The following is a 15,572-nucleotide window of genomic DNA, read 5'->3' as shown; positions in this document are numbered from 1 at the left end:
ACCTCCATACTGTAGACAATATTCCGTCGACCTGCTCGCCCTCCCGGCTTGCTCGCTCCCCCGACCTACTCGCTCTCCCGCCTGCTCGCTCTCCCGGCCATGTCGCTCTCCCTCTCCCCACCTCCCGACCACCTCCGCGGTATCCCTCAAACCGAACGGAGTTGTCCCCGTGAAAGTCGCAGTTCTCGGCGCCGGTGCGATCGGCGCCTATGTGGGTGCCGCGCTGCACCGCGCGGGTGCCGACGTCCATCTCGTCGCCCGTGGACCGCATCTCGCGGCCATGAGGCAGCACGGCGTCCAGGTGCTCAGTCCGCGCGGTGACTTCGTCGCCCGGCCCCATGCCACCGACGACCCGGCCTCGATCGGCCCGGTCGATTTCGTCTTCCTCGGCCTGAAGGCCAACTCGTACGCGGCGTGCGGGCCGCTGATCGAGCCGCTGCTGCACGACCGGACGGCGGTCATCGCCGCCCAGAACGGCATTCCGTGGTGGTACTTCCACCGCCACGGTGGACCGTACGACGGCCACCGGATCGAGAGCGTCGACCCGGGCGGTGCGGTCAGTGCGGTACTGGCCCCGGAGCGGGCCATCGGCTGTGTTGTGTACGCGGCCACCGAGCTGGAGGGCCCCGGCGTCGTCCGCCACTTGGAGGGCACCCGGTTCTCCATCGGGGAGCCCGACCGCAGTGTGTCGCCACGCTGTACGGACTTCAGCGAGGCGATGGTGACCGGCGGGCTGAAGTGCCCGGTCGAGCCGGAGTTGCGCAACGACATCTGGCTGAAGCTGCTCGGCAACATCTCCTTCAACCCGATCAGCGCGCTGGCCCGCGCCACCATGCGGCAGATGTGTCTGCACGGGGGCACCCGCAAGGTCATCGAGATCATGATGACCGAGACGCTCTCGGTCGCCGAGGCGCTCGGCTGCGAGGTCGGGGTGTCCATCGAGCGCCGCCTCGCCGGCGCGGAGAAGGTCGGCGACCACCGCACCTCCACGCTCCAGGACCTGGAGCGCGGCAAGCCGCTGGAACTGGACGTGCTGCTCGCGGCCGTCGTGGAGCTGGCGGAGATCACCGGCGTCCAGGTGCCCACCCTGCGCACCGTGCACGCCATCTCGGACCTGCTCGCGCTGAGGAGCGCCGCATGAGGAAACCCGGCAACAGTCCGCGCAAGGACCGCGAGGACCGCGAGGACCGCCAAGACCGCCGCGAGAACCGCGAGAACCGCAAGGACCGCGCGCCCAAGAGCTACACCCGCCTCACCCACCCCCTCGTCCGCGACTCCCGTGACGAGCCGTTCCGGCGGGCGACCTGGGAGGAGGCGCTGGAGCGCGCGGCCCGGGGCATCGAACGCCACCGGGGCGCCTTCGGCATGTTCTCCTGCGCCCGCGCCACCAACGAGATGAACTACGTGGCGCAGAAGTTCACCCGCGTGGTGATGGGCACCAACAACGTCGACTCCTGCAACCGCACCTGTCACGCCCCGAGCGTGGCCGGGCTGTCGGCGGCGTTCGGCTCCGGCGGCGGGACCTCGTCGTACGAGGAGATCGAGCACACCGATGTCATCGTGATGTGGGGGTCCAACGCCCGCTTCGCGCATCCGATCTTCTTCCAGCGTGTGCTGCGGGGGATCCGCGACGGCGCCCGGATGTACGCGGTCGATCCGCGCCGCACCTCCACCGCCGAGTGGGCGGAGAGCTGGCTCGGGCTGAATGTCGGCACGGACATCCCGATGGCGCACGCGATCGGGCGCGAGATCATCCACGCGGGCCTGGCCAACGAGGCGTTCATCGCGCGGGCGACGACCGGCTTCGAGGAGTACCGGGCGCTGGTCGAGCCATGGACGCTGTCGCTGGCCGAGAAGGTGACCGGGGTGCCCGCGCGGGCGATCCGGGAGCTGGCGCACGCCTATGCCCGCGCCGAGCGCGCCCAGTTGTGCTGGACGCTGGGCATCACCGAGCACCACAACGGCACCGACAACGTCCGGGCGCTGATCAATCTGTCGCTGCTGACCGGGCAGGTCGGGCGGTTCGGCTCGGGGCTCCAGCCGCTGCGCGGGCAGAACAACGTCCAGGGCGGCGGGGACATGGGGGCGATCCCGAACCGGCTGCCCGGCTTCCAGGACATCCTCGACCCGGACACCCGGCTGAAGTTCGAGAGCGCCTGGGACACGGTGATCCAGCCGCACCACGGGCTGACTCTGACCGAGATGTTCGAGGCGATGGAGGAGGGCTCGCTCCGGGCGGTCTACTGCATCGGCGAGAACCCGGCCCAGTCCGAGGCGGACAGCGAGCAGGCGGTCCGGCGGCTGGGGATGCTGGACTTCCTGGTGGTCCAGGACATCTTCCTCACCAGGACCGCGCAGCTCGCCGATGTGGTGCTGCCGGCGACCGCCGGGTGGGCGGAGACCGACGGCACCACCACCAACAGCGAACGCCGGGTGCAGCGGGTGCGGCGGGCGGTCAGCCCGCCCGGCGAGGCCCGGGAGGACATCGACATCCTGTGCGAGCTGGCGTCCCGGCTGGGCCACGACTGGAAGTACGCGGACGCGGAGGCGGTCTGGAACGAGCTGCGCTCGGTGTCCCCGGACCACTACGGGATGACCTATGCGCGGCTGGCCGAGGAGCAGGGCATCCAGTGGCCCTGCCCGTCCACCGACCGCCTGGAGCCGACCTATCTGCACGGCAGGCTGTGGGCCGACGACCCCGCCGAGCGCGGGCGGCTCGCGCCGTTCGGGCTGGTCCAGCACGATCCTCCGGTCGATCTCACCGACGAGGACTTTCCCGTACGGCTCACCACCGGCCGCCGTCTGGACTCCTACAACACCGGCGTGCAGTCCAGCGGGTTCGCCTCGCCGCTGCGGCGCGGGGAGTACATCGAGCTGAGCCCGGAGGACGCCGAGCGGTACGGGGTGGCGGTGGGCGAGGAGGTCCAGGTGTCCTCGCGGCGCGGCGCGGTGGTCGCGCCGGTCTGGGTGGATCCGGCGCTGCGGCCCGGTCTGGCCTTTATGACCATGCACTTTCCCGACGAGGTGGACACCAACCAGCTGACGATCGAGGCCAATTGCCCGATCGCGGGCACGGCGGAGTTCAAGGCGTCGGCGATCCGGATCGAGAAACTGCCCGTCGCGACCATCGTGAGGTGACACCCCGTGGATCTGCACTTCGGTGACAGCAAACCGACGGACGAGGAGCGGGCGGCAATCGACGCGCTGCTCGGTCCGCCGGAGTCCTCCTGGGAGGGGGCGGACCGCAGCGATGCCGATCTGAGGTGGGCCTGCGGCGGGCGGGAGGCCCGGGACCGCCGCGATCTGCTGTTGCCGGGGCTGCACGCGATCAACGACCGGGTGGGCTGGATCAGCGGCGGCGCGCTGGACTATCTGTGCCGCCGGCTGACCGTGCCCCCGGCGGAGGCGTACGGGGTGGCCACCTTCTACGCCCTGTTCGCGGTGACGCCGCGCCCGGCGACCGTGCTGCACATCTGCACGGACCTCGCCTGCGCGGCGGCCGGGGCGCCGGAGCTGTGCGCGGGCGTCGAGGCCCGGCTCGGGTCCGGTGTCCGTGTCGAGCGCGGCCCCTGTCTGGGGCTGTGCGAACGGGCCCCGGCCGCGCTCGCGATCCGGGCGGGCGATCCGGTCCGTACGGCCGTCTCCGCGCCGGCCACCGTGGAGACGGCCGTACTCGCCGCGACGGCGCCCGACTCGGCGCCCGAGGAGCCGCCGGCGGCGCTGGCGGTGCCGCAGGCGGGGGCGCCGGAGCTGATGCTGCTGCGCAGGGTGGGGGTGGTGGACCCGGCCTCGCTGGACGAGTACCGGGCGCACGGCGGGTACGCGGCGCTGCGGGAGGCGTTCCGGCTGGGTCCGGCCGGGGTGATCCGGGAGGTGACCGACTCGGGGCTGGTGGGGCGGGGCGGGGCGGCCTTCCCGACCGGCCGGAAATGGCAGGCGACGGCGGCCCAGCCGGACCATCCGCACTATGTGGTGTGCAACGCCGATGAATCGGAGCCCGGCACCTTCAAGGACCGGGTGATCATGGAGGGCGATCCCTACGCGCTGATCGAGTCCATGACCATCGCCGGGTACGCGACCGGCGCACACCTCGGCTATCTCTATCTGCGCGGGGAGTATCCCCGGGCGCTGGCCCGGCTGGAGCACGCCCTCGCGCAGTGCCGGGCGCGGGGGCTGCTCGGGGACGATGTCCTCGGGCAGGGCTACGTCTTCGACATCGAGATCCGGCGGGGCGCGGGCGCCTATATCTGCGGTGAGGAGACGGCGCTGTTCAACTCCATCGAGGGCTACCGGGGCGAGCCGCGCTCCAAGCCGCCGTTCCCGGTGGAGAAGGGCCTGTTCGGCAAGCCGACGGTGGAGAACAACGTCGAGACGCTGGTCAACGTCCTGCCGATCCTGACGAGGGGCGCCCCCGCGTACGCGGCGATCGGCACCGGCCGCTCCACCGGCCCCAAGCTGTTCTGCGTCTCGGGTGCCGTGGCCCGCCCGGGGATCTACGAGCTGCCGTTCGGGGCGACGCTGGGGGAGCTGCTGACGCTTGCCGGGGTGCGCGAGGGGCTGCGGGCGGTGCTGCTGGGCGGTGCGGCGGGCGGGTTCGTCCGGCCGGACGAGACGGACATCCCGCTGACCTTCGAGGGCACCCGGGAGGCGGGCACCACGCTGGGCTCGGGGGTCGTGATGGCCTTCGGCTCCGCCGTGCCGCTGCCCCGGCTGCTGCTGCGGATCGCCGAGTTCTTCCGGGACGAGTCGTGCGGGCAGTGCGTGCCGTGCCGGGTGGGGACGGTCCGGCAGGAGGAGGCGCTGCACCGGATCGTGGAGCGCACCGGCGCCGAGGCCGCCGGGGACATCGCGCTGCTGCGGGAGGTGGGCCGGGCGATGCGGGACGCCTCGATCTGCGGTCTGGGCCAGACCGCGTGGAACGCCGTGGAATCCGCCATCGACCGTCTGGGAGCGTACGAATGACGGCCGCCGCCGGCAGGAATCCCGTCCTCGGGGCGGGCGTCGACCACTTTCGGGGAGCGCACTCATGACCGTGACCGAGCTGGGCATCCCGCGCCGGCTGCTGGAGTTCACCCTCGACGGGGAGCAGGTGCGGGCCCAGGAGGGGGCGACGATCCTGGACGCCTGCCGGGCCGCCGGGAAGGACATCCCGACCCTGTGCCACGGCGACACCCTCACCCCGAAGAACGCGTGCCGGGTGTGTGTGGTCGAGGTGGAGGGGGCGCGGACGCTGGTCCCGGCGTGCTCGCGCCGGGCGGAGCCGGGCATGGAGGTCCGTACGGACACCGAGCGGGCCCGGCACAGCCGGAAGGTCGTGATCGAGCTGCTGGCGTCCTCGGTCGATCTGTCGACCACCCCGCAGGTCGCCGGCTGGATCAAGGAGTACGGGGCGGAGCCGGACCGGTTCGGCCCCGACGCGGCCCGGCTCGGCGAGGACCCCCGGGTCGACAACGACCTGTACGTCCGGGACTACGACAAGTGCATCCTCTGCTACAAATGCGTCGACGCCTGCGGCGACCAGTGGCAGAACTCCTTCGCGATCTCGGTCGCGGGCCGGGGATTCGACGCCCGGATCGCGGTCGAGCACGACGGCCCGCTGACCGACTCGGCATGTGTGTACTGCGGGAACTGCATCGAGGTGTGCCCGACGGGGGCGCTGTCGTTCAAGTCGGAGTTCGACATGCGGGCGGCCGGCACCTGGGACGAGGAGCGGCAGACGGAGACCACCACGGTGTGCGCGTACTGCGGTGTGGGCTGCAACCTCACGCTCCATGTGCAGGACAATGAGATCGTGAAGGTCACTTCTCCGCATGACAATCCGGTGACCCACGGCAACCTCTGTATCAAGGGACGCTTCGGCTACCAGCACGTACAGAACCGGGACTGAACGGACTGATCGGGACCATGGGACGAGTCACGGAACGACGCAAGGTGATCCGCATCCGCGACGGGGCGGTCTCGACCCGCCCGGACACGCTGGTCGCCGAGGAACCGATGGAGATCCGGCTCAACGGCAAGCCCCTCGCGATCACCATGCGCACCCCGGGGGACGATTTCGCGCTCGCCGCCGGGTTCCTGGTCAGCGAGGGCGTCCTCGCCGAGCGGGCGGACCTCCAGAACATCGTCTACTGCGCGGGGGCCACGGCCGACGGCTCGAACACCTACAACGTGGTGGATGTGCGGACGGGCCCGGGGGTGGTGATCCCGGACATCACCCTGGAGCGGAACGTCTACACCACCTCGTCGTGCGGTCTGTGCGGCAAGGCCAGCCTGGACGCGGTGCGCACCACCGCGCGCTGGCCGATCTCCGACACTCCCCCGGTCCGGGTCGGGCCCGAACTGCTCGCCGGCCTCCCCGACCGGCTGCGGGCGGCGCAGCGGGTCTTCGACCGGACCGGGGGCCTGCACGCGGCGGCGCTGTTCAGCGAGGAGGGTGAGTTGCTGGACGTCCGGGAGGACGTGGGGCGGCACAACGCGGTCGACAAGCTGGTCGGCCGGGCGCTCCAGAGCGGCGGGCTGCCGCTGTCGCGGGCGGTGCTGCTGGTGTCCGGGCGGGCCTCGTTCGAGCTGGCGCAGAAGGCGGTGATGGCGGGGATACCGGTGCTGGCGGCGGTGTCGGCGCCGTCGTCGCTGGCGGTGGACCTGGCGGCGGAGTCGGGGCTGACGCTGGTGGGCTTTCTGCGGGGCGGTTCCATGAACGTGTACGCGGGTGAGCACCGGATCGCCCTGCGGGCCCCGGCCGCTCAGGGCTGAGCCCGGCTCACCGCGACACGGCGGCGGGGCCCCGACCGGCGGGGAGCGCCCCCTGCGCCGCAGGGGCCCCGCCTCACCCTGGCCGCTCCACGGCTCGCTTCACGGTCCGGTCAGCGGTCGTCGGCCGCGATCCGCCCGAGCAGCCGGACGAACTGTTCCCGCTCCGTCGCGCTGAGCGGCGCGAGCAGCACATCGTTGGCCTCGCGGGCGAGCCGCTCGCAGCGGCGCAGCAGCAGATCGCCCTTGCCGGTGAGGGACACGGCGTTCTTGCGGCGGTCGCGGGGGTCGGGCTCGCGGACGACGAACCCGGCGGACTGGAGTTCGTTCAGTATCCCGACGATGTCCTTGGGGTCGAGGCCGACGCCCCGGCCCACGTCCGCCTGGGCGACCGGGCCGAGGTCGCGCACGGCGGACAGCACCAGATGGTGCCAGGTGCGCATACCCTCGGCGGCGAGGGCCTCGGCGACCAGTGCCCGGCCGCGCGCGGCGGCCCGGCCCAGCAGCCAGCTCGGCAGCGAGCGGATCGCGGGCGCGGATGCATCGGCCATGGCCACAGACTAACCTGAAGTTGTTGGACTTTCCTATGATCGTGTGTTAATCATTGGTACCTCCCACGATCTTGGTGGGAACCCCAACGATTACGGAGGACGGTGTCCATGCCCCGTGGCCTTCACGCCCCTCTGAGAACCGTCCTCGTCACCGTCGTCGCCTCCCTGGTGGCGGCCCTGACCCCGGCGACCGGCACGGCGTCCGAGTCCGGCCCGTCCAGGTCCGGGACCGCCTCGGGATTCGAGCAGCAGGTGCTGTTCAAGGCGTCCCAGGACCCCGGCTACGCCTGCTTCCGCATCCCGGCGATCGTCCGCACCACCCGGGGCACCCTGCTGGCCTTCGCCGAGGGCCGGGTCCTGAACTGCGGGGACGCCACCGACATCGACCTCGTCGTCAAGCGCTCCACCGACGGCGGGCGCACCTGGGGCCCGCTCCAGGTGGTCAGCGAGGGCGGCGGCGACACCCATGGCAACCCCTCGCCGCTGGTGGACCGGGAGACCGGGCGGATCCTGCTGGCCCAGACCCGCAACCCCGGCCGCACCGACAGCGCCAGCTGCGAGATCCCCTGCCCGCGCACGCCCTACCTCCAGTACAGCGACGACGACGGCCGCACCTGGTCCGCGCCGCGCGATCTGAGCGCCCAGATCCAGCCCGCGCGCTGGAACTCCTGGTACGCCACCGGCCCGGTGCACGGCGTGCAGATCGACTCCGGCCCCTACGCCGGACGGCTGGTCTTCGGGGTGAACGCCGAGACCTGGAACGGCAGCCGGGTCACCGCCAACGACGCCGCCCTGATCATCAGCGACGACGGCGGCACCACCTGGCGGGTCGGCGCCACCGACTCCTGGCCGATCGCCGCCGACGGCACCTTCGGCCAGAAGCCCTCCGAGGTGACCCTGGAGGCGCAGGCCGACGGCAGTCTGCTGATCAGCGCCCGCGAGCAGGACGGCACCGCCCTCGGCCACCGCAGCCAGGCGGTCAGCACCACCGGCGGCAGCAGCTTCGACACCCCCTTCCAGCACGTCCCCGACCTCTACACCCCGCAGGTGCAGGGCGCGCTGCTGCGGTTCGGCGACCGGATGCTGCTGGCCTGCCCGGCCGACCCGGACCGCCGCCGCACGATGATGGTCCGCTCCTCCTACGACGGCGGACGCACCTGGGACAGCGTCGACCGGGGCACGGTCGTCAGCCGCGACTGGGCCGGCTACTCCGATCTCGCCGACCTCGGCTCGTCCACCGTGGGCCTGCTCTACGAGGGCGGCGCGGTCGACGCCCGCGACGAGATCCGCTTCGCCCGGTTCACCGAGGACTGGCTCGCCCCGCGCCGCGGCCCCGACCCCACCACCGCCGACCAGGCCCCGTCCGCGCCGCCCGCCGCGGTCCTCGGCGGCGCCGCCACCACCCCCGGCGTCCGCGGCAACGCCCTCGCCCTCGACGGCGTGGACGACGCGGTACGGCTGCCCTATGACGCCCGGCTGCCGCTCGGCGCCAAGGACTTCACCGCCTCCCTGTGGTTCCGCTACACCGCGACCACCGGGGAGCAGCCGATGCTGTGGATGGGCGGCACAGGGGTCAATCAGCCGCAGGTGTGGCTGCGCGGCGAACCGGCGAACGGCCGGGTGCGCGGTCTGATCACCACCCGGACCGGCGCCACCGCCTGGCACTCGACGTCCCTGAGCACCTCCGGCGCCCACAACGACGGCGTCTGGCACCATCTGGCGCTGCGCCGCGGCGGCGGTGAACTCACCCTGTCCCTGGACGGCGAGTCGGTCACCACCGCCGATGTCACCGGCTCGGTGAGCCGCAACTCGCCCTTCGGGGTGCACATCGGCCAGCGGATGGACAGCCGCGCCCACTTCACCGGCGCCCTGGACGACGTACGGGTGTACGACAAGGCGCTGACCGACGGGGAGCTGACGGCGTTGCGGCTGACGGGTGTCGGGCCGTACGCCACCCCGGTGCTGCATCTGCCCATGGACCGGATCATCGCGGGCGGCTAACGTCGCGGAGCGTGCCCGACGACGAAGCCCGCCGACGCGGGGGCGTCGGGGCCGGTGTGGTGCTGCTGGCCCTGGTGCTCGCCGCCGTCCTGCTGACCGCCCTGCCCGACGGCGGCGGCCCGGATCCCGACACGGAGGCGTGCGGCCCCCTCACCGTCACCGACTGGTCCCAGGACGAGGGGCTCACCGGCGAGTTCGCCCGCTACGGCGACGACCCGGCCCGCACCGACGACTGGACCGGCGGGGACGGCACCCACTCGGTGCGGCTGCCGGACGGCCGGCTGCTGTGGCTGTTCTCCGACACCTTCCTCGGCCGGGTGTACGGCCCGCCCAACCCGGCCGGCGAGTCGCACACCTGGCGGGACTCCGCCGCCCCGATGGTCCGCAACTCGGCCGTGGTGATGGACGGCGACCGGCTGGACACCACCCTCGCCGCCCCGCTCTTCCCCGACCCGGCCCCGGACCGCTGGCGCTGGCCGGTCGCCGCCCGGGTCGAACCCCGCGCGCCCGGCTCCGCCGAACAGGTGGTCCGGGTCCTGCTCTGGGTGCGGGCGGCCGGGCAGCCGCCCTGGATCTACGGGGTGCCCACCGCCACCGAGGTCGCCACCCTGTCGCTGCCCGCCCTGCGGGTCGAGTCGATCACGACGGTGTTCGACCAGAGCCTGCTGCCGGACCCGTCCCGCCGGGTGCTCTTCGGCACCACCCTGATCGAGGAGGACGGCTGGACGTACGTCTACGGCGGTGACGACGGGCAGGCGGTGTCCCGGCCGGTGTCCTCGGCGTATGTGGCGCGGGTGCCCGAGGGGCGGCTCGGCGATCCGGCGGCCTGGCGGTTCTGGACCGGCTCGGCGTGGAGCGCGCGGGACGGGCCGCGCCCGGTGCTGGGGGACGAGCGGGAGACCGGGGTGGGCAGCGCCTTCTCGGTGGTGCGCGACGGGGGGACCTACGTCCTGTTCACCATGGCGGCGGGCGCGGCGGGTCTGTCGACGGTGACCTCGTACTGGTCCTGCTCCCCCACCGGGCCCTGGCACGGTCCCGGCGAGGGGTTCGCCCCGGCCCTGCCGCGCGCCGGGGTCGCCGCCTACAACCCGCAGGTCCATCCCGAGGTGAGCGGCGCGGACGGGCGGCTGGTGCTCAGCCACGACGTCAACTGGCTGGACACCACGGGCGCGGCGGCGCAGCTCAACGGGAATGTGTCCCTGTACCGACCGCGGTTCGTGACGCTGCGGCTGGCGCCTGCCCGGTGACCGGCGGCAGGGGGTCGCGCGCCCGGCGCTTGGCGATGACCGCGCAGACCATCAGCTGCATCTGGTGGAACAGCATCAGCGGCACCACGGCGAGCGCGGCCTGCGGCCCGAACAGCACACTGGCCATGGGCAGTCCGGCGGCCAGGGACTTCTTGGACCCGGCGAACTGGATCGCGATCCGGTCCTCGCGCCCGAACCGCAGCGCCTTGGCCCCGTACCAGGTCACCGAGAGCAGCACGGCCAGCAGCACCGCCTCGACGACCAGCAGTCCGGCGAGTTCGGCGGGGCTGATCCGGCTCCAGATGCCGTGCACCATGCCCTCGCTGAAGGCGGCGTAGACGACCAGCAGGATCGAGCCGCGGTCGATCAGTCCGAGCACCTTCTTGTGCCGGGTGACGAAGGGGCCGATCCAGCGGCGCAGCCACTGCCCGGCGAGGAACGGCACCAGCAGCATCAGCACGATCTCCAGCACCGACCCGGCCGCGAACCCGCCCGCGCTCCCGCCCAGCAGCGACGCCGCCAGCAGCGGGGTGACGACGATGCCGAGCAGGGAGGAGAAGGACCCGGCGCAGATCGCGGCGGCGACATTGCCCCGGGCGATCGAGGTGAAGGCGATGGACGACTGGATGGTGGAGGGCACCAGGGTGAGGAAGAGCAGGCCCTGGTAGAGCGGGTCGGTGAGCAGCACCGGGACCAGTCCCCGGGCGGCGAGGCCGAGCAGCGGGAAGAGGACGAAGGTGCACACCAGCACAGTGAGGTGGAGCCGCCAGTGCTTGAGGCCGTCGACCGCCTCCCGGGTGGACAGCCGGGTGCCGTAGAGGAAGAAGAGCAGGGCGATGGCGCCGGTCGAGGCGCCCTCCACGGTGTCCGCGGCCACCCCGCGGGCGGGCAGCAGCGCGGCGAACCCCACGGTGGCCAGCATCAGCAGGATGTAGGGGTCGATCGGCATCCAGGCGGGCCATCGCAGGCGTTTCACGGTGCTCCACTTAACTCTGTCCGTCGGCGGTGCTGTCACTCGGCGCGGAGCCCGCGGGCCCCCCGTCCGATTGTGCTCCTCCCTTCCTTGATCGGGAATCCCGCATACCACTCTCACTGTCATCATGATCCGCGATGACCTGGGCTAGCCTCACCCCTATGTACGACCCGACCCAGCTGCGGACCTTCCTCGCGGTGTCCCAGACGCTGAGCTTCACCCAGGCGGCCCGGCGGCTCGGGCTGCGCCAGTCCACCGTGAGCCAGCATGTGCGGCGGCTGGAGGACGCGGCGGGGCGCCCGCTGTTCACCCGGGACACCCACTCCGTGGAGCTGACCGAGGACGGCGAGGCCATGCTCGGCTTCGCCCGGCGGCTGCTGGAGGTGCACGAGCAGGCGACCGCGTTCTTCACCGGCACCCGGGTGCGCGGCAGGCTGCGCTTCGGTGCCTCGGAGGACTTCGTGCTCACCCGGCTGCCGGAGATCCTGGAGGGCTTCCGGCACGACCACCCCGAGGTCGATCTGGAGCTGACCGTCGAACTCTCCGGCACCCTGCACGAGATGCTGGCCGCCGGGAAGCTGGACCTGGTGCTGGCCAAGCGGCGGCGCGGCGACACCCAGGGCGAGCTGGTCTGGCACGACCGGCTGGTGTGGATCGGCGCGGAGCGGCTGCGGCTGGACGCCGAGCGGGCCGTCCCGCTGATCGTCTACCCGCCGCCCGGCCTCACCCGGGCGCTCGCGCTCCAGGCGCTGGAGCGGCAGGGGCGGGAGTGGCGGATCGTGTGCACCAGCGGCAGCCTCAACGGGCTGATCGCGGCGGCCCGCGCGGGCCTGGGGGTGATGGCCCACTCCCGGGGCTTCGTCCCGCCGGGGCTGGTCCGGGTGCCGGACCGGGCCGGGCTGCCGGAGCTGGGGCCGGTGGACTTCGTGCTGGTGCACGGGCGGCGCGGGCCCTCCTCGGCGGGCGCCGCCGACGCGCTGGCCGGGGCGATCCTGGCGGCGGGCGCGGGACTGCATCGCGGGCCGTCACCGCGCCCCTGAGCGGGTCATCGGGTCGTACAGATTCGGTGGAGATTACGGAGCCGAAACTTACTCCTCCGTCAGATACCCGTCCGACACCTCCTCTTATGCGCTGTTCGCCCTACCCCGTCCAGCGCGTTCCCCGCCCCGCGCACCTCTCCCCCCTGTCCCGACCGTGCGGTAACTTTCACGCCCTGTGAGGATCGGCACGGTCACCGGGGAGCGGGTTTGCGCGAGTTCACCAATCCTTCGCCCTCGTCGGCCCGGCCGGTGGGCGGTCTGGCCGACACGGTCTTCCAGCGTGCCCAGGACGACCCCGGGCACCGCACGCTGGGCCGCAAGGACGACACCGGGCGGTGGCGCGATGTCACCGCCGCCGCCTTCCGGGACGAGGTCCTCGCCCTCGCCAAGGGACTCCTCGCCCAGGGTGTGCGGTTCGGCGACCGGGTCGCCCTGATGTCCCGCACCCGCTACGAGTGGACCCTCTTCGACTACGCCCTGTGGACGATCGGCGCCCAGGTGGTGCCCGTCTACCCCACCTCGTCGGCCGAGCAGTGCTCCTGGATACTCTCCGACGCCGAGGTGAGCGCGGTGGTCGTCGAGCACGAGGACCACGCGATGACCCTCGCCACCGTCATCGACCGGCTCCCGGCGCTGCGCCGACTGTGGCAGCTCGACACCGGCGCGGTGCGGGAGCTGTCCGAGGCGGGCGCGGCGATCGGCGACGACGTGGTGCACCGCCACCGGCGGGCCGTCACCCCCGACTCGGTGGCCACCGTCCTCTACACCTCCGGCACCACCGGCCGCCCCAAGGGCTGTGTCCTCACCCACGGCAACTTCATGCACGAGGCGGACACGCTCACCACGCACTGGGAGCCGGTGTTCCGCTCCCGCCGGGGCGACGAGGCGGCCACCCTGCTGTTCCTTCCCCTGGCGCATGTCTTCGGGCGGATGGTGCAGGTCGCGGCGGTCCGGCACGGGGTGCGGTTCGGGCACCAGCCGGAGCTGACCGCCGCCGCCCTGCTGCCCGACCTGGCGCTGTTCCGGCCGACGTTCGTCCTGGCCGTGCCGTACATCTTCGAGAGAGTGTTCCGGGCGGCCCGCCGCAAGGCGGAGCGGGAGGGGCGCCCTGGGCCGTTCGAGAAGGCGGTGGAGGTGGCGGTGCGCTACGCCGACGCGGTGGAGGCCCGCGCCTGGGGCACCGGGCCGGGTCCCTCGGCGGCGCTGCGGATGCAGCACCGGGTCTTCGACCGGCTGGTGTACGCCAAGGTGCGCGCGGCGCTGGGCGGGCGGCTGCGCACCGCCATGTCCGGCGGTGCCGCCATGAACCGCCGCCTGGGCCTGTTCTTCGCGGGCGCGGGCGTCCGGATCTACGAGGGCTACGGGCTGACCGAGTCGACCGCCGCCGCCACCGCCAACCCGCCCGGCCGCACCCGCTACGGCACGGTCGGCCGCCCCATCCCCGGCGTCAGCGTCCGCATCGCCGACGACGGTGAGGTGTGGCTGCGCGGCGGCACCGTCTTCCAGGGCTATCTGAACGACCCCGAGGCCACCGGGGAGGCCCTGCGCGACGGCTGGCTCGCCACCGGTGACCTGGGCACGCTGGACGACGACGGCTATCTCACCCTGACCGGCCGCAAGAAGGAGATCCTGGTGACGGCCGGTGGCAAGAGCCTCTCACCGGCTCCGCTGGAGGCCCGGGTCCGGGACCATCCGCTGGTCAGCCAGTGCCTGGTGGTCGGCGACGACCGGCCGTTCGTCGCCGCCCTGATCACCCTGGACCCGGAGGCGGTCGCGCACTGGCTCCAGCTCCAGGGCAGACCGCAGCCGGGGCCGGAGCGGCTGGTGCGGGACGCGGAGCTGGAGGCGGAGGTGCGGCGCGCGGTGGTGGCCGCCAACACCCTGGTCTCGCAGGCCGAGTCGATCCGCACCTTCCGTATCCTCGCCCGGCCGTTCACCGAGGAGCAGGGGCTGCTCACGCCGTCGCTGAAGCCGAAGCGCAGGGCGATCATGCGCGCCTACGCCGACGAGGTGGAGGCGCTGTACCGGTCGTGACGGCCCTGACAGGGCGCCCGCCGGTCACTCGACGGCTGGTTTGTGCCGTCAGGAATGCGGGACCGCCTTTGATCGTTGACGATGGGAGTTCACCGGACAACGACTTCGAAGGATCGAGAGCGCGTGAGCAGCAAGGTCCCCCCGATCATCCTCAACAACGGCGTCGAGATGCCCCAGCTGGGCTTCGGCGTGTGGCAGGTGCCGGACGCGGAGGCCGAGCGGGCCGTGTCCACCGCGCTGGAGGCCGGCTACCGCAGCATCGACACCGCCGCGATCTACGGCAACGAGAAGGGCACCGGACGGGCCGTCGCCGCCGCCGGCGTCCCCCGCGAGGAACTGTTCATCACCACCAAGCTCTGGAACAGCGACCAGGGCTACGACGCCACCCTCCGGGCGTTCGACACCTCGCTGGCCAAACTGGGCCTGGACTATGTGGACCTGTATCTGATCCACTGGCCGGCCCCCGCCAAGGACCGGTACCTGGACAGCTACAAGGCGTTCGAGAAGCTGTACGCCGACGGCCGGGTCAAGGCGATCGGCGTGTCCAACTTCGAGCGGGAGCACCTGGAGCGGCTGATCGCCGAGACCTCGGTCATCCCGGCCGTCGACCAGATCGAACTGCACCCCCATCTCCAGCAGCACGCGGCCCGCGAGTACCACGCGGAGCAGGGCATCGCCACGGAGGCATGGTCGCCGCTGGGCTCCGGAAAGGGCCTGCTGGAGGTCCCGGCGATCGTGGCGATCGGCCAGAAGCACAACCGCACCCCGGCCCAGATCGTGCTGCGCTGGCATCTTCAGCTGGGCAATGTGGTGATCCCCAAGTCGGTGACCCCGTCGCGGATCCGGGAGAACATCGACGTCTTCGACTTCACCCTGGACGCGGAGGACCTGGCGGCGATCAGCGCGCTGAACGAGGGCCGGCGCACGGGCGCGGACCCGTCGACGTTCAACGTCGGCTGACGCGGGGACCGAGGGG

General features: G+C 72.4%; 12 protein-coding genes. 10 read left to right on the top strand and 2 right to left on the bottom strand.

All coding sequences use genetic code 11. The features are described 5' to 3' along the window. The first annotated feature begins 169 nt into the window (after positions 1-169). The 5 genes from ABZX40_RS12275 to fdhD all read left to right on the top strand — a co-directional run bounded on the left by ABZX40_RS12275 (position 170) and on the right by fdhD (position 6,753). On the top strand, positions 170-1,141 hold the full coding sequence (locus tag ABZX40_RS12275) for a 2-dehydropantoate 2-reductase (RefSeq protein WP_355732337.1): 972 nt from the start codon (positions 170-172) through the stop codon (positions 1,139-1,141). Continuing rightward, positions 1,138-3,138 (top strand): molybdopterin-dependent oxidoreductase, encoded by a 2,001-nt coding sequence (locus ABZX40_RS12270; protein WP_355732339.1) that lies wholly within the window; start codon positions 1,138-1,140, stop codon positions 3,136-3,138. The genes ABZX40_RS12275 and ABZX40_RS12270 overlap by 4 nt, the downstream gene beginning before the upstream one ends. A 6-nt stretch (positions 3,139-3,144) precedes the next feature. Next, positions 3,145-4,962 carry an NADH-ubiquinone oxidoreductase-F iron-sulfur binding region domain-containing protein gene (locus ABZX40_RS12265; RefSeq protein ID WP_355732341.1) on the top strand — a complete coding sequence of 606 codons (1,818 nt, stop codon included), beginning with the start codon at positions 3,145-3,147 and terminating at the stop codon, positions 4,960-4,962. A 64-nt stretch (positions 4,963-5,026) separates the two neighbouring features. Next, entirely contained in the window at positions 5,027-5,887 is an 861-nt protein-coding gene (locus tag ABZX40_RS12260) for a 2Fe-2S iron-sulfur cluster-binding protein (protein WP_355732343.1), read from the top strand. A gap of 17 nt (positions 5,888-5,904) precedes the next feature. Then, complete coding sequence (fdhD, locus tag ABZX40_RS12255; RefSeq protein ID WP_355732345.1) at positions 5,905-6,753, top strand: formate dehydrogenase accessory sulfurtransferase FdhD; 849 nt, start codon at positions 5,905-5,907, stop codon at positions 6,751-6,753. A 110-nt stretch (positions 6,754-6,863) separates the two neighbouring features. On the opposite strand, the gene ABZX40_RS12250 is transcribed toward fdhD, so the two are convergent. Continuing rightward, the gene (locus ABZX40_RS12250; RefSeq protein WP_355732347.1) at positions 6,864-7,301 is read right to left on the bottom strand and encodes a MarR family winged helix-turn-helix transcriptional regulator; all 438 of its coding nucleotides are present in this window, start codon (positions 7,299-7,301) and stop codon (positions 6,864-6,866) included. A 108-nt stretch (positions 7,302-7,409) separates the two neighbouring features. Between ABZX40_RS12250 and ABZX40_RS12245 the strand changes: the two genes are divergently transcribed. Continuing rightward, the gene (locus ABZX40_RS12245; protein WP_355732349.1) at positions 7,410-9,302 is read left to right on the top strand and encodes a sialidase family protein; all 1,893 of its coding nucleotides are present in this window, start codon (positions 7,410-7,412) and stop codon (positions 9,300-9,302) included. 11 nt (positions 9,303-9,313) lie between these two features. After that, positions 9,314-10,549, top strand: coding sequence for a DUF4185 domain-containing protein (locus tag ABZX40_RS12240; protein ID WP_355732351.1), 1,236 nt, complete (start codon positions 9,314-9,316; stop codon positions 10,547-10,549). Here ABZX40_RS12240 and ABZX40_RS12235 read toward each other — a convergent pair. After that, on the bottom strand, positions 10,485-11,498 hold the full coding sequence (locus ABZX40_RS12235) for a bile acid:sodium symporter family protein (protein WP_355732706.1): 1,014 nt from the start codon (positions 11,496-11,498) through the stop codon (positions 10,485-10,487). The two genes, ABZX40_RS12240 and ABZX40_RS12235, sit on opposite strands and share 65 nt — an antisense overlap. Positions 11,499-11,683: 185 nt before the next feature. Between ABZX40_RS12235 and ABZX40_RS12230 the strand changes: the two genes are divergently transcribed. From ABZX40_RS12230 to ABZX40_RS12220, 3 genes are all read left to right on the top strand, one after another. Further along, complete coding sequence (locus ABZX40_RS12230; RefSeq protein WP_355732353.1) at positions 11,684-12,562, top strand: LysR substrate-binding domain-containing protein; 879 nt, start codon at positions 11,684-11,686, stop codon at positions 12,560-12,562. Positions 12,563-12,769: 207 nt separating this feature from the next. Next, complete coding sequence (locus ABZX40_RS12225; RefSeq protein WP_355732354.1) at positions 12,770-14,596, top strand: AMP-dependent synthetase/ligase; 1,827 nt, start codon at positions 12,770-12,772, stop codon at positions 14,594-14,596. Positions 14,597-14,719: 123 nt separating this feature from the next. Then, positions 14,720-15,556, top strand: coding sequence for an aldo/keto reductase (locus ABZX40_RS12220; protein WP_355732356.1), 837 nt, complete (start codon positions 14,720-14,722; stop codon positions 15,554-15,556). Positions 15,557-15,572: the final 16 nt, after the last annotated feature.

This window comes from Streptomyces sp. NPDC004610 (genome assembly GCF_040609715.1).
Lineage (GTDB): Bacteria > Actinomycetota > Actinomycetes > Streptomycetales > Streptomycetaceae > Streptomyces.
Note: the sequence above shows the minus strand (reverse complement) of the source record. Positions and strands in the feature narration are given on the sequence as shown.

Bases quoted from the DNA above. Each gene is read 5' to 3' on its own strand.
- ABZX40_RS12260 (WP_355732343.1), top strand. From the start codon at position 5,027: ATGACCGTGACCGAGCTGGGCATCCCGCGCCGGCTGCTGGAGTTCACC.
- ABZX40_RS12235 (WP_355732706.1), bottom strand. From the start codon at position 11,498: ATGCCGATCGACCCCTACATCCTGCTGATGCTGGCCACCGTGGGGTTC.
- ABZX40_RS12245 (WP_355732349.1), top strand. From the start codon at position 7,410: ATGCCCCGTGGCCTTCACGCCCCTCTGAGAACCGTCCTCGTCACCGTC.
- fdhD (WP_355732345.1), top strand. From the start codon at position 5,905: ATGGGACGAGTCACGGAACGACGCAAGGTGATCCGCATCCGCGACGGG.
- ABZX40_RS12230 (WP_355732353.1), top strand. From the start codon at position 11,684: ATGTACGACCCGACCCAGCTGCGGACCTTCCTCGCGGTGTCCCAGACG.
- ABZX40_RS12270 (WP_355732339.1), top strand. From the start codon at position 1,138: ATGAGGAAACCCGGCAACAGTCCGCGCAAGGACCGCGAGGACCGCGAG.
- ABZX40_RS12250 (WP_355732347.1), bottom strand. From the start codon at position 7,301: ATGGCCGATGCATCCGCGCCCGCGATCCGCTCGCTGCCGAGCTGGCTG.